This window comes from Streptomyces sp. NBC_00210 (assembly GCF_045160975.1).
In the GTDB taxonomy this organism is placed as follows: Bacteria; Actinomycetota; Actinomycetes; order Streptomycetales; family Streptomycetaceae; genus Streptomyces.
Genome location: NZ_CP108120.1, coordinates 1,931,116 through 1,949,198, shown reverse-complemented (window position 1 = coordinate 1,949,198; position 18,083 = coordinate 1,931,116). Strand labels below are relative to the sequence as shown.

Below are 18,083 nucleotides of genomic sequence, written 5' to 3'. Positions count from 1 at the left end.
GGCCGTCCGGCGAGCCCGCACCAACTCACCCAGAAGGAAAGCAGCATGTCCGAAGACCTCGCACACCAGCAGCTGACCCCGTCCGGTTTGGGCGCACTGCTCCCCTGGAACCCGGAGACCTCCGTCCAGGACCTCGCCCGGCAGGCGAGGCGGGCCGCGCTCGACAGCGGCTGCGCCCTGGTCAGGGGAATGGACCTGGACGAGGACGACTTCAAGCTGCTCGTTCGCTCGCTCGGCGACCGCGTCGACCACAAGTTCGGCGAGGGGCAGGCCGACCTGCTCAAGCTCAACGCCTCCCGGGACAAGGGGAAGGTGGTGACGGGCCGCGGGCCGCTGCCCATCCACACGGACGGCCTGCTGGTGGGCGAGCGCGTCGACCTGATCATTCTGTACGCGGCCGACTTCTCCGACGCCCCGGGCTCCGGCGAGACATACGTCAGCGACCAGCTGACCGCGTGGGACGAGATGCCCGAGCATCTGCGCCAGGTCCTCGAGGAGCACGAGCTCGAATATCTGGTGACGGAGCGCGGGTACTTCCCCAACGTTCCCGAGGACTGGTACACGATCCCGGCGACCCGCGACTACGGCCGGGTGAAGTCCCTGAACCTCGCGACGGCCTTCCCCCGGGACATCGAACAGCGCTCCTGGGAGGTCCGGGTCAAGGGCATGGCGCCGGAGCGGTCCGAGGAGTTCTTCGCCGAGCTCGACGCCTTCCTGCGCTCCGAGCGCTATGCCTACACGCACCGCTGGCAGGTGGGGGACCTGCTGGTCATCGACAACCAGCGGACGCTGCACGGCCGTACCGCCATCGGTGAGGGCGGCACCCGCGTCCTGTTCCGCGGGCAGCTGACCCTGTCCGACGCGGCCTAGGACCCGGCCCGTGCGACAGACCGTGAAAGTGGTGGGCGTCGGTGGCTCACCGAGGCCCGGATCGACGGCCGAGCAGGCGCTGCGCGTGGTGCTGACCGCCGCCGAGCGGCTCGGCGCCGAGGTCCGGCTCATCGGTGGAGTGGAGCTGATGATGCCGCTCTACGCCGGGCAGCGGGCGCCGAGGTGATCGAGGAGGTGCTGTGCGCTCCGCACGAGGTCGCCGAGTCCTTCGGGGACCCGTCGGCGGCGGTCACGCTGTTCCCGGAGGAGGAGCGCGGCCTGGCCGCGGCGGTGCCGGCGCGCCGCCGGGAGTTCGCCGCCGTACGCGTCTGCGCCCGGGCGGCGCTGGCGCGGCTGGGGGAGACGGCCGGGCCGATCCCGCCCGGTACCCGGGGCGCGCCGGTCTGGCCGGGGGCCACGGTCGGGAGCATGACCCACTGCCCGGGTTACCGGGCGGCCGTCGTGGCCCGGTCCGCGGACGTGCGCGCGGTGGGCGTGGACGCCGAGCCCAACCTGCCGCTGGCCAGCGAGCAAGTACTGGATCTTGTGACCATCCCTCAGGAACGCTCCTGGATCGCGGACTTGTCTGCGGCCCGGCCCGAGGTGTGCTGGGACCGGCTCGTGTTCAGCGCCAAGGAGAGCGTCTACAAGGCGTGGTATCCGCTCACCGGCCTGTGGCTGGGGTTCGAGCAAGTACGGGTCGAAGTCGACGCCCGCGCAAGGACCTTCACGGCGCACGTGCTGCGGTCCGGCCTGTCGGCCGGTGGCCGGTGGCCAGGTCCGTTCCGGGGGAGCTGGACCGTGCGTCGCGGCCTGCTGCTCACCGCGGTCTCGGTGCCGGGGCCGGCGGCTGCCCGGCCGCTCCCCTGGTGCAAGTCGCCTGAACCGACCAGCAGTTCCCGCTAGATCCATCCGTCCCGGTTCGCCTTGAGCCGGGCTCCCGTCGGACCCGGCAGCCCGCCGGGCCCACCGTTGTCTCTCCTGGAGGAGTCGTCCGTGCTCAAGCCCCGACAGCCCGTGCCCGTTCTGGATGTACCCCTGGTCGGAGGGGGCCGGTGGGTCCTCGCCGACCAGCAGCCGGACAAGTTCAGCCTGGTGGTCTTCTACCGGGGGGTGCACTGCCCCATGTGCCGGGCCCATGTGACGGAACTCGACGGTCTCATCGACCAGTTCGCCGAGGTCGGCGTGGACCGGGTCCTCGCGGTGAGCGGAGACGACGCGGGCCGCGCCCAGCGGGCCGTCCAGGAGTGGAACATCACCCGGGTGCCGATCGGCTACGGGCTCGGCATGGAGTCGATGCGGGAGTGGGGCCTGCACCTCTCGAAGGCCATCAAGGAGGGCCAGCCCAACGAGTTCAATGAGCCCGGCCTGTTCCTCGTCCGCCCGGACGGCACCTTGTACGCGGCGGTGCAGACCACCATGCCCTTCCTGCGCCCGCACCTCGACGAGGTCGTCGAGACGGTCCGCTGGATCAATGAGAACGACTATCCGGCCCGGGGCGAGCTGTGAGCCGCGGCGAACAGGCACCGGCCGCCGCGACCCCCGCGATCGCCCCGACCGAACTCAAGGAGCTGCTCGACCGGGACGCCCCGATCGACCTCGTCGACGTCCGTGAGCCCCACGAATGGGAGATCGTGCGCATCCCCGGCGCCCGCCTGGTGCCCAAGGCCGCCTGGCTGGACGGGTCGGCACTGGCGTCCTTGAGCGCGGACCGCAGGCCCGTCTTCTACTGCAGGACCGGGGTACGCACCCGCGCGGTACTGGCCGCGGTGCTCGCGGCCGGCTTCACCGATGCCGTCCACCTGGAGGGCGGCGTCATCGCCTGGGCGCGGCAGATCGACCCCGGCCTGCCCGAGTACTGAGCCCCGGAGCCGCGACGCGCACGCTTGATATCCGATGAATACCCCTGTTTTGCCGTCAGTTGTACAAGGAGAAGACGTGACGACGACTGAGGTTGTGACGCAGAGCATCGCCTGTGAGGTGCTGCCCGGAGCGGTGGCCCTGGTGGAGTTCTCGCAGGCGCATGAACAGAACCCGTTCAGCCGGGCGAGGATGCGCGAGCTGACCCGGCTGATGCTGGACCTGGACGGCGACGACGGCGTGCGCTGTGTCGTCCTGTACGGCGGAGCAGGCCGGTCCTTCGGCGCCGGTGGTGACTTCAATGAGGTGTCGGAGTTCTCCGGCGGCGACGAGGTCGATGCCTGGATCGACGACATCACGGACCTGTACAGCACCATCGCCGGGATATCCAAGCCCGTGGTGGCCGCCATCGACGGCTTCGCCATCGGCGTCGGGCTGCAGATCGCGCTCTGCTGCGACCTGCGCATCGGCAGCAGCGCGTCGAAGCTCGTGATGCCAGAGTTCAAGGTGGGTATCGCCTGCAACTTCGGCGGCTACATGCTGGAGACGGTGGTGGGCCGCAGCGTGATGCAGGACATGCTCTACACCTGCGCCGAATGGCCCGCCGAGCGGGCCCTGGCCGACCGTCTCCTGCACGAAGTGACGCCCCCCGAAGAGCTCTTGGAGCGCGCCCTCGACCACGGCCGGCGCATCGCCCAGTACACCGCGGCCGCGGTCCAGTCGACCCGCGGCCGGGTCAACGGCCCCTACGTCCAGGGCCTTCGACGCGTGCGTGAAGAGGGCAAGCGATCCCACCGCACCGCGTTCTCGGCGGGCGAAGCCCAGCAGCGCATGCGCCGCATCATCGGAAAGGCCTGACCATGGCTCCGCTCAGCAAGTGGTGCGTCGTCACCAATGCCTCCGCGCCCGACCTGGCCGCGGCGGCGGTCCACGCCGAACTCGGCGATCTGCACGTGTACCACCGGGGACCCGCGGGGACGGCCCTCCCCGACAATCCGCCGTTCGTCCTCGACGTCGGCACCCTGACGCCGCAGGCCGGCAGCCGGGACCCCATGACGTCCTGCACCCTGCGCATCGACCCGGATGCCGTCACCGTCCGTGTGTCCGCACTCAACGAGAACCCGGTCTACTACGCGGCCAACCGGATGCGGGGCCTGTTCGCGTACTTCACCGACCTGCTGCTCGCGCCGCTCGTCCTGCCCGCGCTCGGCCTGCCCGTCGTGCTGACCGGCGCCGCCGCCGGCCACGAGCGCGGCACGCTGCTGCGCGGCGTGAGCCGACTGCCGGACGGCATCGTGTCCCGGACCCGGTACACCGCCGGCCAGTGGCTGACGGACGCCGCCGACACCCACGACCCGCTCGGCGACTTCCGCGACCCGTACCGCGACGATCCACTGACCGCGGGCGAGGCCCAACTCGAAGCCCTGACCGCAGAGATCGAGCGCATCGACGCGACCACCCCGGCGGGCACGGGCTACGCCACCCTGCTGTCCGGTGGCATCGACTCCGGCACGGTGACCCATCTCGCGGCCACCGCCGGGCTGTCCGTCACCCCGTACAGCGTGGGCACCCCGTGGGGCGACGAGCTCGCCGATGCGGCCGAGCTCTGCACGGAGCTCGGCATCGGGCTCGAGCCGGTGCACCTGACCGAGGACGACATCATCGCCTCGATCCCGGAGGCCGTCCGCTGGCTGGGCGTCACCGAACCCGAGGTGGTGGAGGTCGCGTTGACGGCCACCTCGGTGCAGCGCCTCGGCGCCGTCCCGGCCGACCGGGTGCTTCTGACCGGCTATGGCAGCGACCTGATCAACGCGGGGCTCTACCGCCCCTTCGACCACCACGACGAGCTGATCGACCAGGTCCTGTCGGCGGTCGACCGCACCCGCCGCAGCAACGAGCTCTCCAACCGGATGCCGCTCGCCTACGGCACCCGTGCCCATCACCCCTTCTGGGCCTGGCCCGTGATGCGGGTGGCGCTGGAGACCACGCCCGAGTGCAAGGTGCGGGCGGGCCGGGAGAAGTACCACCTGCGCACCGCGATGGGCCGCCGCGTGCCCGAGCCGATCGCCTGGCGCAAGAAGATCGCCGTCCACCACGGCGGCGGTCTGCAGGACGGCGTGATGCGACGCCTCGAGAAGGAGACGGGCAGCACGGACCGGCAGGCCGTGTACCAGGCCTGCTTCGCCGAACTCCTGGACCGGGCGGCACAGGGAGAATTGGAGCCCACCGATCCCTGGGCGCTTTTCGAACGGGCCGTACGTCGTTTCCGTGAATTTTCTCCGAATACTCGCGGTTGAGTGAATCCTGGAATGTGGGATTCACCGAGGCTCATGGGACAGGCACCTCAACTCCCTTGAGATGCAGTAATGTTGACGCTAAATTCCCCGGTGAGCAATTTCACATGAGGGTTAGATTAGTTGCTCGGCTGTGGCAGGATTCTCGGCCGGAGTGCCTCTGGTGCATTCCGAAATACGAGATGTGAATCCACCGCATGCGAATCCATCGCTTAATTCAGTGGGAAGGGCCTAAAGGGCCCTGACGAGTCTCCTTCGTGACCGATTCAAGGAAGACACAGCTATGCCGTATTCAGTAAGGGAAGCCAAGGCCTCGCCGATTCCGCTCCGGGCGGACGACCTCGCGCAAGGAGCCCTCGGCGAGTTCGAGTTGCAGCGCCGGCCGCTCACCCGGTACGAGGCCGCCGAGATCATGCGCCAGATCAAGGACTCGCCCGACATCACCGGCTACAGCGCCGCCGAGTGGACCGGGCGCAGAGACATATTCGCTCTGGTCAGCCCCAAGACCGGCAAGCTGGCCGGCGCACTGCTCGTGCACCATCTCGTAGGCCGCTGGAGCGAGATAGCCGTGGTCTTCCTTTTCGAGGAGTACCGCGGCCGGGGCCTCGGGCGCCAGCTGCTGCAGGGTGCCCTGCGCACCCTGAAGTCGGCCGACCGCAAGCTCCTGCTGTTCTTCTGCTCGCCGGGCATGGGGCGGCTCTCCGCGGAAGCGGGGTTCGACATCCTCGCGGACGAGGCCGAGTTCACCCGCGGTTCGCTGCGGCGAAAGCTCTTCCTCTCCGTCCTGTACAAGGCGCAATGGCTGTGCAGCGCCTACCGACTGCGTGAAATCCGCCGGAAGCGGCGGGAGTTCGCCTGCTCCTTCGAGTTCAAGGTGGCCGTACTGATGCGACAAGGAGCCCGGTGAAGATGACCGACACCACGCGCGAGGACCAGGTCTGGGAGGGCTGGCTCACCGGTGGCAGCTCGCTCCTGGAGGAGATCAACGCCTCGGTCCGCTTCGACTACCGGCTGGCCCAGCAGGACATCGACGGCTCGATCGCACACGCCCACATGCTCGCCAAGTGCGAGGTGATCTCCCCGGCGGAGGCGGAGCAGATCGTCGCGGGTCTGGAGCAGATCAGGGGTGAGATCAAGTCGGGCGACTTCACCTTCGACCCCGGTCTCGAAGACGTCCACATGAACGTGGAGGCCCGGCTGCGGGACCTCATCGGGCCGACGGCGGGCCGGCTGCACACCGCCCGCTCCCGCAATGACCAGGTCGCGGTCGACGCCAGGCTGTGGGTGCGGGACGCGATCGACCGCCTTGACGCACTCCTGGTCCGGGTGATCGAGGTCATCGCGGACCGGGCCGAGGCTCATCACGCCGATGTCATGCCGGGCTTCACCCACCTCCAGTGCGCGCAGCCGGTGACCATCGGGCACCATCTCCTCGCCTACGGGGAGATGTTCCTCCGGGACCGCGACCGGCTTCGCTCGGCCCGCCGCCGCCTCGACGAGTCGCCCCTGGGAGCGGCTGCCCTCGCCGGCACGGGCTATCCGATCGACCCGTACGACACCGCGCGCCGGCTCGGCTTCCGGGGCGTGACCCACAACTCGCTCGACGCCGTCTCGGACCGGGACTTCATCCTCGACTACCTGTCCGCAGGAGCCACGCTCGCCGTGCACGTCTCGCGGCTCGGCGAAGAGATGGTCATCTGGAGCACTCCGCAGTTCGGATTCATCAAGCTTCCCGAGGACCTCTGCGCCGGATCGTCGATCATGCCGCAGAAGCGCAACCCGGACCTGCCCGAACTGATGCGGGCGAAGTCCGGCCGGATCTTCGGCGATCTGATGGCGCTGCTCACCGTCATGAAGGGGCTGCCGCTCGCGTACAGCCGGGACATGCAGGAGGACAAGGAAGCCCTCTTCGACGCGGCCGACAACCTCGAACTGAGCGTGCGGGCGGTCGAGGCGATGCTGCGCGGCATCACCTTCCGGCCGGAGAAGACCCGCAGCGACGCGGCCCTCGGCAACACGGTGGCCACCGATGTCGCCGACTGGCTGGTGGCGGAGCGGGGCCTGCCGTTCCGTGAAGCGCACAGCGTCGTCGGCGGTCTCGTCAAGTGGCTGGGCGTCCAGGGCCGCGAGCTCAAGGACTCCTCGCCGGCCGAACTGGCTGACTTCGACGCCCTGTTCGAGGCCCTGCCCGCCGAGGTGCTCACCGTCGAGTACGCCGTCGCACGCCGTACCTCCCCGGGTGGCACGTCCCCCGTCCTCGTACGCAAAGCAGCTGTGGAACTGCGTCGGCGCAACGCCGAGATCAACTAAAGGAGCTTTCATGTCCAAGCGTGTTGTGCTGGCCTACTCGGGCGGCGTGGACACCACCGCCTGCATCCCCTACCTGCGCCATGAGATGGGCGCCGACTTCATCGTGGCGATGGCCGCGGACCTGGGACAGGGCGACGAGCTGGCACCGATCCGGGAGAAGGCCCTGGTGGCGGGCGCCGACGTCTCGATCGTCGTGGACGCGAAGGAGCGCTTCGTCAGCGAGTTCGGCTTTCCCGCGATCCAGGCGAACGCCCTCTACGACGGGCAGTACCCGCTCTCGTCGGCGCTGGGCCGCCCGCTCATCGGCGAACTCCTCGTGGAGACGGCCCACGAGTACGACTGCAACGCCGTCGCGCACGGCTGCACCGGCAAGGGCAACGACCAGGTCCGGCTCGACCTGACGGTGGGTCTCCTGGACTCCGGCCTGGAGATCCTCGCACCGGCCCGGGTGTGGTCCTTCAGCCGAGCCGACACCATCGCCTACTCGGAGAAGTACGGCATCGAGCCGCACGTCTCCAAGGAGAAGCCCTGGGCCATCGATCTGAACATCCTCGGCCGCAATGTCGAGGCCGGCCTGATCGAGGACCTCTCCTGGGAGCCGACCGAGGAGGTCTGGTCCCTGACGACGGCTCCCGAGGCGGCCCCGGACACCGCGGGCTACGTCACCATCGGCTTCGAGGGCGGCATCCCCGTCACGCTCGACGGTGAACGCTTCGCACCGCTGGAGCTCCTCGGCCGGCTCAACACGCTCGGCGGCCGGCACGCCGTGGGGCGGATCGACATGCTGGAGAACCGCGTGGTGGGCGTCAAGTCACGGGAGCTGTACGAGGCCCCGGGCATGCTGCTGCTCATCCGGGCCCATCAGGAGCTGGAGAACCTCACGCTACCGGTGGACGTGCTCAACCAGAAGCGTCAGCTGGAGGCGACGTACAGCAAGACCGTGTACGACGGCCTGTGGCACGGCCCGCTGCGCGCGGCCCTGGACGCCTTCGTCGGCTCGACCCAGCGCACGGTCACCGGTGAGATCACCCTGAAGCTCTACAAGGGTGGCATGTCCGTCGCCGCGCGGTCCGCCGAACGCTCCATGTACCGCCATGAGTTGGTCACGTACGGCAATGACTGCACGTTCGACCAGAGCAGCGCGGAAGGGTTCATCGACATCTTCAGCCTGCCCAGCCGGGTGTGGAACAAAGTGAACGGCTGACGTGGTGGGTTCACTCTCTACGCTGCCCCGTGAGCAGAACACCGGCGCGTTCCGTGCCGCGGTGGGGCCCATCGTCATCATCGGCGTCTTCGGAATGACGCTGGGCATCACCTACCCCCTGTTGTCCCGCATGCTGGAGGAGCGGGGCGCGTCGGGCACCGTGATCGGGCTGAACGGGGCGATGACCCCGCTGGGCATGGTCCTCACCGCCGCGTTGATCCCCGCACTGGTGCGCCGGCTGGGGGCCCGGCGGCTGATGGTGGCCGCAGCGGTCGGCAGCTCGGCGATCCTGGGCCTGTTCGCCGTGACGGACAGCCTGGCGCTGTGGTTCATCCTCCGTGCGGTGCTTGGCAGTTGCGCGGTCGCCATGTTCATCCTGAGCGAGACATGGATCAGCGAGAACGCGGACGTCACCCATCGCGGCCGGCTGCTCACCGCGTACACCTCGGTGCTCGCCCTGGGGTTCTGTGTCGGCCCGGCGATCCTCAGCGCCTCGGACAACTCCGAGGCGCTGGCCCTCACCGTGGCGGTGGTCTGCCCACTGGTCGCGCTGTGGCCGCTGTGGACCGAGAAGGCCCGGGTGCCGGACATGGGCGCCTCGGGCCGGGTGCCGGTGGGATCGTTGACGCGGCAGCTGTCGGTCCTGCTGGTGGCGGTCCTGGCGATCTCCGTCTTCGACGCCGTCACGCTCCAGTTCCTGCCCTTGTACGCGGACTCGGCGGGCCTCCCGGCCGGACAGGGCGAGCTGGCCCTCACGGTGCTGCTCGTCGGCCAGATGACCCTGCAGTTCCCGCTGGGCTGGCTGGCCGACCGCCTCGGCGGCCGCACCGCGCTGCTGCTCTCCCTCACGGTGGGCACGGCGGGCGCGCTGCTGCTGCCCGCGGCCATGGGCTGGGGGATCTGGCTGTGGCCGATGGTGGCGGTGTGGGGCGGCATCGCCTTCTCGGGCTACCCCCTGGTGCTGAGCATCCTGGGCGCCAACCTCGACGGGGAGAGCCTGCTCCTCGGCAACACGGCGTTCGCCATCGTCTGGGGAATCGGCGGCATCCTCGGACCCCCTTATGCCGGTGCGGCCATGGATGTGTGGGGCTCCCACGGCATGCCCTGGTCGCTGGCGGCGCTGTGGGTCCTGGCCATGATCACCACGGTGGCTGCCTTCCTGCGGCGGGCCCAGGTGCGCTGAGGCCCGGGTGGGCGAAGGCGTGTCTTTGGGGCCGGCCGCTTGGAAGCTATCCACGGATCGAGAGGTATGGACAATCATGCGAGAAACAGCGCAGAGCTCTGAAGCAGCCCAGCTTTCCCCCAGGGGTACCGACCGCAGACCGGCCGTTGGCGCTCCGGCGACGTTCGGACAGCTGCTGCGGGCTCGCCGTCAGCACCTGGGGCTGTCGCTCGCCCAGCTGGCCTCTCGGGTGCACTTCGACCGAGGTCACGTCAGCAAGGTCGAGACGGACAAGCGATCGCCGTCGGTGAACTTCGCGGAGGCCTGCGACCGAGCGCTGAACGTCGGCGATACGTTCACCACCATCGCCACGGCTCTGGAAGCAGCCGCTCGGCAACAGCAAGGATGGGTTCATCCCGCCCAACTACCCGCAACGAAGCACAACTTCGTCGGACGACAGCATTACCTGAACCGGCTCGACAAGGTGCTGCGTGCCGATGAGCAGTCCCTTGCGGTACCTGTCGCGGTCATCGATGGACCACCGGGCGTGGGGAAGACCGCACTGGCGGTTCAGTCGGCACACCGGGCCGTCAACGACGGGCACTTCGCCGACGGGCAGCTGTTCGTCGACCTGCAGGGCCCCGGGTCAGGAACCGCGGCCGCACCGTTCGACGTCCTGGCGGACCTGCTTCGCGCTCTGGGCGTGCCCACCGAGCACATCCCGGCGGATCTGGAGCAAAGAGCCGCCACCTTCCGTTCGGTCCTGCACGGCCGCGAGGTGCTGCTGGTACTGGACAACGCCGCGGACGCCCAGCAGATCCTCCCCCTGCTGCCCGGCTCTCCGGGATGCGCCGTCGTGGTGACCAGCCGCTCGCGACTGCCCGGGTTGATATCCCTGGTGGGCGCCGTCACGCTGACCTTGCCGGAGCTGTCGCGGCCGGAGGCGGCCCTGCTGATCCGTTCGATCATCGGCGACGTGAGCGCCGAAGCCGACCCCGCCGCCGTGGCCGTGCTGGCCGAACGCTGTGGGCATCTCCCGCTGGCGCTGGTGCTGGCCGGCGAGCACGTCGTGAGCCATCGCCACAACACCGCCGGCACTCTTGCCACCGATCTGAAACCTGAGCAGGCCCGGCTGGACCTCGCCGCGGGCGACGTCGTGCTTCGTCATGCGTTCGACGCCTCCTACATCACGCTCGACGAGTCAACTGCTCGCATGTTCCGGCTCCTTGGCCTGCTCCCCAGCCATGCGATCAACGCCGCCGCTGCCGCGGCGACTGCGGGTGTCGGCCAGGATGAGGCTTCGCTGTTGCTGCGCAATCTCGCCGGTGCACACCTGATTCGGCAGCATGACGAGCGCCACTATCAGTTGCCTGACCTGCTGCGCGCGTACGCAACTGGGCTGGCGCAACACCTGGATTCCGAGTCCGAACGCACGAAGGCGCTGCGCCGGGCGGCTGATTTCCAGGGAAAGCCGGCGTTCGTGGGTTCCAAGCAGCATGCGTACGAGCCCGAGTTCCGAGAGGTGCTGTACGCAATGTGATCGAGACCGGGAAGCCGGCTGAAGCGTGGTCGCGGCTGCAACCCGGTCACCGTTCTCGCAGCCGAGCGCGGATGCGGGCACGACCGACGCGCGCCGAGGCAGGTTCGGTTACTTGTCGCTGCGGCGCGTCCTGGGCTGGTGGAGGAGTGGGTCACGCCCGTGGTGGATGCGGCAGAGACCTGATGCGCTCGATCCCCTCGACTGCAACCGTTTTCCCGGGCGCGATCTCCGTGAAACCCGCGTCCCGCACCACCGGCAGCCCGCTGACCGTGAGTTTTCCCCACCGCGCGGGCTCGGCGGTGCGTACGGACAGCGGAAAACCGGCCTCCCGCCACGCCTTGCGGTCCGCCTCCGACAGTTCCCACCAGGCCAGTTGCGCACCGTGCCCGGCCTGCGCCATCGCCTTGCCGGCCGACATGTCGACATCGGGGCTCAGCCAGAGGACCGGCCCCGCGAGGTCGGGCGCGGCCGGCGGCTCGGGGTCGTCCAGGTCCGTGCCCGAGACCTGCAGCTTGGCCAGCTCCTTGGGCCAGCCGTCCAGCGGGACGGGCGGGAAGACCCGTACCTCGGCGGCCTCACCCGTCACCGTGATGCCCTCCAGCGCCGACGCCTTGCGCCACTCGGCGCCCCGCGCCCGCCGCACCACCTTGCGGATCCGGGCGTCCTGCCAGTCCCGCATCGCCTGCGACCACTGGCCGTCGCCCAGCGATCGCTCGTCGCTGAGGATTTCGAGCACCGCGCGGGCCGCGGTCTCCAGCGCGTCGGTACGCGCCGGGGGTTCGGCCTTCTCGATGCGCACCACCAGCGGAAGCACAAACTGGGGGGCCTCGTCGCGCGCGATGTTCTCGTGCCGGAAAGGGCTGTCGGACGGACCGCCGGAAGGACCGCCGGAAGGACCGTCGGACGGACTGGCGGAGGGGCTGCCCGGGCGGGTTTCTTCGCTGCTCACACCAGCCAGTCTGCCAGCCGCCCTGTCCCGCTCTGCCGGGACTGTTGGCGGAACGAATCCCTCCGGGCCACGATGCACCCCATGAAAAGTGATCTCTTCGCCACTGAGAACATGGCGCAGCAGGCGACCGCGCCCGGCATGACCCTGCAGAACGCCAAGTCGATCAAGTACGCCGTCAACGGCGAGATGCACGCGCGACAGGGATCGATGATCGCCTTCCGCGGAAATCTCCAGTTCGAGCGCAAGGGCCAGGGCATCGGGGGCATGCTCAAGCGCGCCGTCACCGGCGAGGGCCTGCCGTTGATGGCGGTCCGCGGCCAGGGTGAGGCGTGGTTCGCGCACGAGGCCGCCAACTGCTTCATCGTCGACATCGACCAGGGCGACGCCCTGACCGTCAACGGCCGCAACGTCCTCTGTTTCGACGCCAGCCTCTCGTACGAGATCAAGATGGTGAAGGGCGCCGGCATGACCGGCGGCGGCCTCTTCAACAGCGTCTTCACCGGCTACGGAAAGCTTGCTGTCATCTGCGAGGGCAACCCCATCGTCATACCCGTCACCGCCCAGCAGCCCGTGTACGTCGACACGGACGCGGTCGTCGGCTGGAGCGCCCAGCTGAACACCTCGCTGCACCGCTCGCAGTCCATCGGCTCGATGATCCGCGGTGGCTCGGGCGAGGCCGTCCAGCTGATGCTCCAGGGCGAGGGATTTGTGATCGTACGTCCCAGCGAGCTCACCCCGCAGAAGGCGTCTGCCAACTGAAACTCCGCCGCCGCGGGCGCCCTGGCCTGTGCGCGCTCCGCGGCGCGGACGTCTCGTCGGACGCGAGTTAACCTCGTACACATGGACGAGCCGTACTGCGAGACAACGGCCCCCGCGCCCGTAGCGGCCGGTGGCCCGCCGTGGGCCGAATGCGTGCTCTGCCGGAAGCCGACGGAGTATCCGGAGTCGGTCAGGGGCGCGACGCTCTGCCCCGTCTGCGAGTGGCAGGAGGCCCAGCGGACGGCGTGCTCGGGCTAGCGGGCCGAGCGGGAAGTAAGCCGCCGGCCGACCCTAGCCCCGCATAAGGTCCGAGACCTTCACAAAGCGATAGCCCCGCTTGCGCAGTTCGGGGACGATCCTCCGCACCGCCTGCTCGGTGACAGGTGCCGCGCTGCGCGTGCAGTGCATGACCACCAGCGACCCCGGCCGGACCCCCGCGAGCACCTGCTCGGCAACCGCGTCGGCGTCCGTCGCGAAGGCGTCGCCACTGACCACGTCCCACTGGACCGCCGTCACCTGCACGGGGGCGAGAGCGCGCAGGGCGGCGTCGCTGTAACAGCCGCCGGGGAAGCGGAAGTACGGCACCACATTGCGCACCCCGGCCTTCTTGAACGCGGCGAAGGCCCGCTCCACGTCGGCCCGCATGCTGTTCTTCTCGACGACCGGCAGGCCGTAGCAGGGGGACTTGAAGGCGTAGTGGCTGTACGAGTGATTGGCGATCTCGAAGAGCGGGTCGTTGCCGATCGCCTTCGCCTGGTCGGGGTACTCCTCGGCCCAGCGGCCGGTCATGAAGACGGTCGACGGGACGTTCAGCTTCCGCAGCGAGGCGATCAGGCCGGGGTTGTCGAAGCGCTCGCCGCGCGCCGCCCGCGGCCCCTGGCCGGCGGTCATATCGGCGTCGAAGGTGAGCGCGACGGTCTTCGGCGCCGTATTACTCGTCGCCTTGGGGGCGCGCTCGAAGACGGGCGTCATCCCACTGGGCCCGGGTGCGATCGTGGGAACCTTCTTCTTCGTTGGCTTCTCGATAGGCTTCCCCGGCTGCGGCGCTGCCGGAGCGGCGGCCGTGCTGCCGGGTGCTGCCGTGGATGCGGGGTTGGCTTCGCTGCCGACGCCGCTTCCGCAGCCGACGAGTACGGCTCCCATGGTGGTCACGGCAGTAATTCGTACGAAAAAGGTCACAGGCGGAACGTATCCGATCAATCCGACTATCGGAGCGCGGCTCTCCCGCGTCGGGTCCGGGTTCCTCCGGGTGTGTGAAAGGAAGGACATGGCTGTGCCCCCTGCGGCCGGTGTGCTCGCCCGTATCGCGGAGCTGCTTCACGATGTGCCGGACGACCGGGGAGGGGCGCTGTGGCGGCTCTCCGAGGAAGGGCGGCAGCTGGACGCGAACATCATCCGCATGCCGGCAGGCGCCCGGGTCGCCGGTCATTCGGACCCGGAACTCGATGTGCTGCTGTGCGTGCTCAGCGGCAGCGGACGGCTGGAAACGGACGGCGGGCAGCAGCCGTTGGAGCCCGGCTGTGTGGCCTGGCTGCCGCACCGCACCCGGCGTTCACTGTTCGCCGACGAAAACGGACTGGTGTATGTGACGGTGCACAGCCGTCGTCCGGGGCTCTCCATCCGCAGCGCCGCCGGGCCCGAGGGCGGCGAAGCGGCCTGTCTGCTGAACCGGATCTGCCCGGGCTGTGACCGTCCCGCCGAGGACATCGCTGCACGTTACTGCAGCCGTTGCGGCACCCAACTGCCCTTGTAGGGCTCTGGCTTACGGTCCGTCAGAGGATTTTTTCCACACCGTTGATGAGTACAACTCACGCCCCATCCGTATCAAGGGTCGGACGCGTTTCCCGGTTTCCGTCGGCAACCGGTCTCCGTACCCCCCTACAGGAGGCGACGAGTTGAGTCACAGGAGAATTTCGAAGCGGAAGGCAATTCTCGCGGGAGCAGGAGCGGTGGGCGTCGCCGCCGCGGCCATCCTGCTGCCGAACGCGAACGCCTCGCAGTCCGGATCCGGATCGGGATCCGAAGCACGGTCGGCCCCCGAGAAGCTGAGCGCCGCATCGGCGGCACAACTCGTCCAGCAGCTGGGTGAGAAGCTCGGCGAGGCATACGGCGGGGCGTACTACGACGCCGACAAGCAGCAGCTCGTCGTGAACGTCGTGGGCAACGACAACGACCTGGTCGTCCAGGTCAAGAAGGCCGGCGCGGTGGCGCGGAGCGTCGAGAACAGCGTGGGCGAGCTGAAGGCCGCCGCCGGCACGCTGGCCCAGAAGGCCACCATCCCCGGAACGGCGTGGGCCGTCGACCCCAAGACCAACCAGATCCTCGTCACGGCGGACCGTACGGTCTCCGGCGGCAAGTGGGACAGACTCGAGACGGCAGTGAAGTCCCTGGGCGACGGTATGGCCCGGATCAAGAAGTCCGCGGGTGAGTTCAAGCCCCTCCTCGAAGGCGGCGACGCCATCTTCGGCGGTGGCGCCCGCTGCTCGCTCGGCTTCAATGTGACGACTCAGGACGGCAGCCCCGGCTTCCTGACCGCGGGCCACTGCGGGGTCGCGGCGAAGCAGTGGTCGGAGGCCGCGAACGGCCAGCCCATCGCTACGGTCGAGGCGGCGACGTTCCCGGGCGACGGCGACTTCGCCCTCGTCAAGTACGACGACCCGGCGACCCAGGCCGCGAGCGCGGTCGACGTCGGCAACGGGCAGACGGTGCAGATCAAGCAGGCGGCGGACGCGGCGGTCGGGCAGCAGGTCTTCCGGATGGGCAGCACCACCGGTCTGAAGGATGGCTCGGTGACCGGGCTCAACGCCACGGTGAACTACCCGGAGGGCACCGTCACCGGGCTCATCCAGACCGATGTCTGCGCGGAGCCGGGTGACAGCGGCGGCTCGCTCTTCACCCAGGACGGCAGCGCGGTCGGCCTCACCTCGGGCGGCAGCGGTGACTGCACCCAGGGCGGCGAGACGTTCTTCCAGCCCGTGACGACGGCATTGGCGGCGGTCGGCGCCCAGATCGGCGACGGCGCCGGTCAGGGCAACGGCGGCGGTCAGGGCAACGGCGGCGGTCAGGACAACGCTGCCGGTGGCGCCGATGACAACGCCGCCGGTGGCGCGGCGGACGACAACGGTGGCGGTGCTGCGGACAACAACGCTGCCGGTGGCGCCGACGACAACGGCGGCGCGGCCGACAACAACGGCGGCGGTGCCGCGGACAACAACGGCGGCGCGGCGGACGCGGGCGCCGGCGGTGACCACAACGGCGGCGCGGCCGACGACGGCCTGGGCCAGATCAGCCCGAGCGACAACAGCGGCCAGAGCGGCTGACGCCGACAGCAGCGAGAGGCCCCGGACGTCGGCGGATGTCCGGGGCCTCGTGGTGCGTCGGCGTCAGGCCGGCGCCCTGCCCGTCTCGGCCGGCCGTGACCGTCAGTCGTCCTCGGTCGCGCAGTCGGGAGTGTCCAGGCCCGCGCCGTCCAGAGTGGCGGTCAGCGCTTCGAGGTCGGCGCGCAGCTCACGGATGCGCTCCAGGGGCATGCCGGTGGCCGCGGCGATCCGGCGCGGTACGCCCAGCGCCTTCTCGCGCAGCTCGGTGCCGGCGGCCGTGGGCCGGGCGGTGACGGAGCGCTCGTCATCCGGGCTGCGCCTGCGCTCCACGTAGCCCGCCGCCTCCAGGCGCTTGAGCAGAGGCGACAGGGTGCCCGAGTCGAGGCGCAGATGCTCGCCGATCTGCTTCACCGGCAGCTCGCCGTGCTCCCACAGCACCAGCATCACCAGGTACTGCGGATAGGTGAGGCGCAGATCCTTCAGCACGGTCCGGTAGACGCTGTTGAAGGCGCGGGACGCGGCGTGCAGCGTGAAGCAGATCTGGTAGTCGAGGCGGAGGAAGTCCTCGTCCGGCACGGTCGTCAACGTCGTCTTCTCCATGAGGCCAGCGTACTCCGCGCGCCATTAAGTTGTGCACAACTGAATTGTGTGCTGTAGTAGTGGCAACGGTTCTCCACGGACGCAGAGGAATGCAACTCATGGACGCGCTCTACACCGCTGTCGCCACTGCCAACGGTCGCGAAGGCCGCGCCGTCAGCTCCGACGGCCACATCGACCTGCCGCTCGCCCACCCCCAGGCGCTGGGCGGCAATGGACAGGGCACCAACCCCGAGCAGCTCTTCGCCGCCGGGTACGCCGCCTGCTTCGCCAGCGCGATGGGCGCCATAGGCCGCCAGGAGAAGATCGACGTCAAGGACGCCTCGGTGACCGCCGAGGTCAGCATCGGCAAGGACACCGACGGCGGCTTCGGCCTCTCCGTGATCATGCGGGTCGAGCTGCCCGACCACCTGCAGGGCGAGGCGGGCCGCGACCTGCTGGAGAAGACCCACGCGTACTGCCCCTACTCCAAGGCGACCCGCGGCAACCTGCCGGTCGAGCTCGTCATCGAGTAGTCACTCGTCATCGAGTGGTCAGTGGCGGCTGCCCGGGTGGGACTCCCGGGTGGCCGCTTTCTGCTTCACGTCCCTCCAGCGGCCGCCGCGTGTACGCGGCAGCTGCCCAGCGCCTGCCCGTCCAGCGCGTCGGAGAGGCGGCGGATGCCGCTGAGGCCGTGCTGTACGTCGCGGGCAACAGGTATTCAACCGGCACCACGGTGTACGTCGACGGTGGAGGAACCATCGCCTGACAAGGGACTCGCTCGGAGTTCCAGGTTTCCGCTCTCTTCAGCGGCGCGGCGGGCTGTTTCGTACCAGCCCCGGGAGCCGCGGTCGTCGCCGAGCTTCATCAGGGAGTCGGCGATGAGCGCGGCAAGCATGGCGGTCATCTCGGTCAGCCGAATCTGAACCGACGTGGTCTGCCTCTCCGTGGAGTGGCCCTCCACCTCAGCTAGTTCGAGCAGAAGCTGGGCGAGCATCTCCGCGGCGTGTGCTTGTGCGGCGCCCTTGCCGCTGGTGTCCGTGCCCTGGAGCACAAGGAGGAGGCCGCGGCGGTCGCGCTTGCTGCTCGCCGCGTACAGGCGGTCCTGGAGAGCGGCGAGACGTTCACCCATACGGGCGATCTCCGCCAGGCCGGTGGCCTTGTCGGCGGGACCGCCCGGGGTGGCGTCGGTGGGCGTACGACCCGACGTCGATGTGTTCGCCGTCCGAGATGCGCCCC

At 69.4% G+C, this 18,083-nt stretch carries 21 protein-coding genes; 17 read left to right on the top strand and 4 right to left on the bottom strand.

From position 1 onward, the window contains the following. Positions 1–45 precede the first annotated feature (45 nt). The 12 genes from OG729_RS08845 (at position 46) to OG729_RS08790 (ending at position 11,240) form a co-directional block, all read left to right on the top strand. A complete protein-coding gene (locus OG729_RS08845; RefSeq protein WP_405805360.1) occupies positions 46–870 on the top strand; it encodes a TauD/TfdA family dioxygenase in 825 nt (274 codons plus the stop codon). Between the two features lie 10 nt (positions 871–880). Then, on the top strand, positions 881–1,057 hold the full coding sequence (locus OG729_RS08840) for an NAD(P)H-dependent oxidoreductase (protein WP_360869236.1): 177 nt from the start codon (positions 881–883) through the stop codon (positions 1,055–1,057). Further along, positions 1,054–1,776, top strand: coding sequence for a 4'-phosphopantetheinyl transferase (locus tag OG729_RS08835; RefSeq protein WP_405805358.1), 723 nt, complete (start codon positions 1,054–1,056; stop codon positions 1,774–1,776). The genes OG729_RS08840 and OG729_RS08835 overlap by 4 nt, the downstream gene beginning before the upstream one ends. A 90-nt stretch (positions 1,777–1,866) precedes the next feature. Beyond that, a complete protein-coding gene (locus OG729_RS08830) occupies positions 1,867–2,379 on the top strand; it encodes a peroxiredoxin-like family protein (protein ID WP_405805356.1) in 513 nt (170 codons plus the stop codon). Then, the gene (locus OG729_RS08825) at positions 2,376–2,732 is read left to right on the top strand and encodes a rhodanese-like domain-containing protein (protein ID WP_405805354.1); all 357 of its coding nucleotides are present in this window, start codon (positions 2,376–2,378) and stop codon (positions 2,730–2,732) included. The genes OG729_RS08830 and OG729_RS08825 overlap by 4 nt, the downstream gene beginning before the upstream one ends. A 76-nt stretch (positions 2,733–2,808) precedes the next feature. Then, entirely contained in the window at positions 2,809–3,588 is a 780-nt protein-coding gene (locus tag OG729_RS08820) for an enoyl-CoA hydratase/isomerase family protein (RefSeq protein ID WP_405805353.1), read from the top strand. 2 nt (positions 3,589–3,590) lie between these two features. Then, positions 3,591–5,027, top strand: a complete 1,437-nt coding sequence (locus tag OG729_RS08815) for an asparagine synthase C-terminal domain-containing protein (protein ID WP_405805351.1) — start codon at positions 3,591–3,593, stop codon at positions 5,025–5,027. Between the two features lie 280 nt (positions 5,028–5,307). Then, a complete protein-coding gene (locus OG729_RS08810; protein ID WP_405805349.1) occupies positions 5,308–5,931 on the top strand; it encodes a GNAT family N-acetyltransferase in 624 nt (207 codons plus the stop codon). 2 nt (positions 5,932–5,933) lie between these two features. Next, a complete protein-coding gene (argH, locus tag OG729_RS08805; protein WP_405805347.1) occupies positions 5,934–7,334 on the top strand; it encodes an argininosuccinate lyase in 1,401 nt (466 codons plus the stop codon). 10 nt (positions 7,335–7,344) lie between these two features. Then, positions 7,345–8,538 (top strand): argininosuccinate synthase, encoded by a 1,194-nt coding sequence (locus OG729_RS08800; protein WP_360869215.1) that lies wholly within the window; start codon positions 7,345–7,347, stop codon positions 8,536–8,538. Between the two features lie 4 nt (positions 8,539–8,542). Next, positions 8,543–9,721, top strand: coding sequence for an MFS transporter (locus OG729_RS08795; protein WP_405805345.1), 1,179 nt, complete (start codon positions 8,543–8,545; stop codon positions 9,719–9,721). Between the two features lie 76 nt (positions 9,722–9,797). After that, complete coding sequence (locus tag OG729_RS08790) at positions 9,798–11,240, top strand: helix-turn-helix domain-containing protein (RefSeq protein WP_405811092.1); 1,443 nt, start codon at positions 9,798–9,800, stop codon at positions 11,238–11,240. Positions 11,241–11,391: 151 nt separating this feature from the next. On the opposite strand, the gene OG729_RS08785 is transcribed toward OG729_RS08790, so the two are convergent. Continuing rightward, positions 11,392–12,189, bottom strand: coding sequence for a peptidyl-tRNA hydrolase (locus tag OG729_RS08785; RefSeq protein WP_405805344.1), 798 nt, complete (start codon positions 12,187–12,189; stop codon positions 11,392–11,394). 81 nt (positions 12,190–12,270) lie between these two features. On the opposite strand from OG729_RS08785, the gene OG729_RS08780 reads away from it, so the two are divergent. Beyond that, positions 12,271–12,948 carry an AIM24 family protein gene (locus tag OG729_RS08780; RefSeq protein ID WP_360869207.1) on the top strand — a complete coding sequence of 226 codons (678 nt, stop codon included), beginning with the start codon at positions 12,271–12,273 and terminating at the stop codon, positions 12,946–12,948. 81 nt (positions 12,949–13,029) lie between these two features. Beyond that, positions 13,030–13,206: a hypothetical protein gene (locus tag OG729_RS08775; protein WP_360869204.1), complete on the top strand. Its 177-nt coding sequence runs from the start codon at positions 13,030–13,032 to the stop codon at positions 13,204–13,206. Positions 13,207–13,239: 33 nt separating this feature from the next. On the opposite strand, the gene OG729_RS08770 is transcribed toward OG729_RS08775, so the two are convergent. Continuing rightward, the gene (locus tag OG729_RS08770; RefSeq protein ID WP_360869404.1) at positions 13,240–14,091 is read right to left on the bottom strand and encodes a polysaccharide deacetylase family protein; all 852 of its coding nucleotides are present in this window, start codon (positions 14,089–14,091) and stop codon (positions 13,240–13,242) included. A gap of 124 nt (positions 14,092–14,215) precedes the next feature. Here OG729_RS08770 and OG729_RS08765 point away from each other — a divergent pair, with 124 nt between their 5' ends. Together OG729_RS08765 and OG729_RS08760 are read left to right on the top strand one after the other, a co-directional pair. Then, a complete protein-coding gene (locus OG729_RS08765; protein WP_405805342.1) occupies positions 14,216–14,701 on the top strand; it encodes a cupin domain-containing protein in 486 nt (161 codons plus the stop codon). Between the two features lie 142 nt (positions 14,702–14,843). Beyond that, positions 14,844–16,268: a S1 family peptidase gene (locus OG729_RS08760; protein ID WP_405805340.1), complete on the top strand. Its 1,425-nt coding sequence runs from the start codon at positions 14,844–14,846 to the stop codon at positions 16,266–16,268. Between the two features lie 102 nt (positions 16,269–16,370). Here OG729_RS08760 and OG729_RS08755 read toward each other — a convergent pair whose 3' ends face one another. Next, positions 16,371–16,868: a MarR family winged helix-turn-helix transcriptional regulator gene (locus tag OG729_RS08755; protein WP_405805339.1), complete on the bottom strand. Its 498-nt coding sequence runs from the start codon at positions 16,866–16,868 to the stop codon at positions 16,371–16,373. A 98-nt stretch (positions 16,869–16,966) separates the two neighbouring features. Here OG729_RS08755 and OG729_RS08750 point away from each other — a divergent pair, with 98 nt between their 5' ends. After that, a complete protein-coding gene (locus tag OG729_RS08750) occupies positions 16,967–17,380 on the top strand; it encodes an organic hydroperoxide resistance protein (RefSeq protein ID WP_360869192.1) in 414 nt (137 codons plus the stop codon). Between the two features lie 185 nt (positions 17,381–17,565). Here the strand turns inward: OG729_RS08750 and OG729_RS08745 are convergent, their stop codons facing one another. Beyond that, complete coding sequence (locus OG729_RS08745) at positions 17,566–17,976, bottom strand: hypothetical protein (RefSeq protein WP_405805337.1); 411 nt, start codon at positions 17,974–17,976, stop codon at positions 17,566–17,568. Positions 17,977–18,083: the final 107 nt, after the last annotated feature.

Bases quoted from the DNA above. Each gene is read 5' to 3' on its own strand.
- OG729_RS08845 (WP_405805360.1), top strand. From the start codon at position 46: ATGTCCGAAGACCTCGCACACCAGCAGCTGACCCCGTCCGGTTTGGGC.
- OG729_RS08815 (WP_405805351.1), top strand. From the start codon at position 3,591: ATGGCTCCGCTCAGCAAGTGGTGCGTCGTCACCAATGCCTCCGCGCCC.
- OG729_RS08810 (WP_405805349.1), top strand. From the start codon at position 5,308: ATGCCGTATTCAGTAAGGGAAGCCAAGGCCTCGCCGATTCCGCTCCGG.
- argH (WP_405805347.1), top strand. From the start codon at position 5,934: ATGACCGACACCACGCGCGAGGACCAGGTCTGGGAGGGCTGGCTCACC.
- OG729_RS08800 (WP_360869215.1), top strand. From the start codon at position 7,345: ATGTCCAAGCGTGTTGTGCTGGCCTACTCGGGCGGCGTGGACACCACC.
- OG729_RS08790 (WP_405811092.1), top strand. From the start codon at position 9,798: ATGCGAGAAACAGCGCAGAGCTCTGAAGCAGCCCAGCTTTCCCCCAGG.
- OG729_RS08780 (WP_360869207.1), top strand. From the start codon at position 12,271: ATGAAAAGTGATCTCTTCGCCACTGAGAACATGGCGCAGCAGGCGACC.
- OG729_RS08775 (WP_360869204.1), top strand. From the start codon at position 13,030: ATGGACGAGCCGTACTGCGAGACAACGGCCCCCGCGCCCGTAGCGGCC.
- OG729_RS08770 (WP_360869404.1), bottom strand. From the start codon at position 14,091: ATGGGAGCCGTACTCGTCGGCTGCGGAAGCGGCGTCGGCAGCGAAGCC.
- OG729_RS08765 (WP_405805342.1), top strand. From the start codon at position 14,216: ATGGCTGTGCCCCCTGCGGCCGGTGTGCTCGCCCGTATCGCGGAGCTG.
- OG729_RS08755 (WP_405805339.1), bottom strand. From the start codon at position 16,868: ATGGAGAAGACGACGTTGACGACCGTGCCGGACGAGGACTTCCTCCGC.
- OG729_RS08750 (WP_360869192.1), top strand. From the start codon at position 16,967: ATGGACGCGCTCTACACCGCTGTCGCCACTGCCAACGGTCGCGAAGGC.
- OG729_RS08745 (WP_405805337.1), bottom strand. From the start codon at position 17,976: ATGGGTGAACGTCTCGCCGCTCTCCAGGACCGCCTGTACGCGGCGAGC.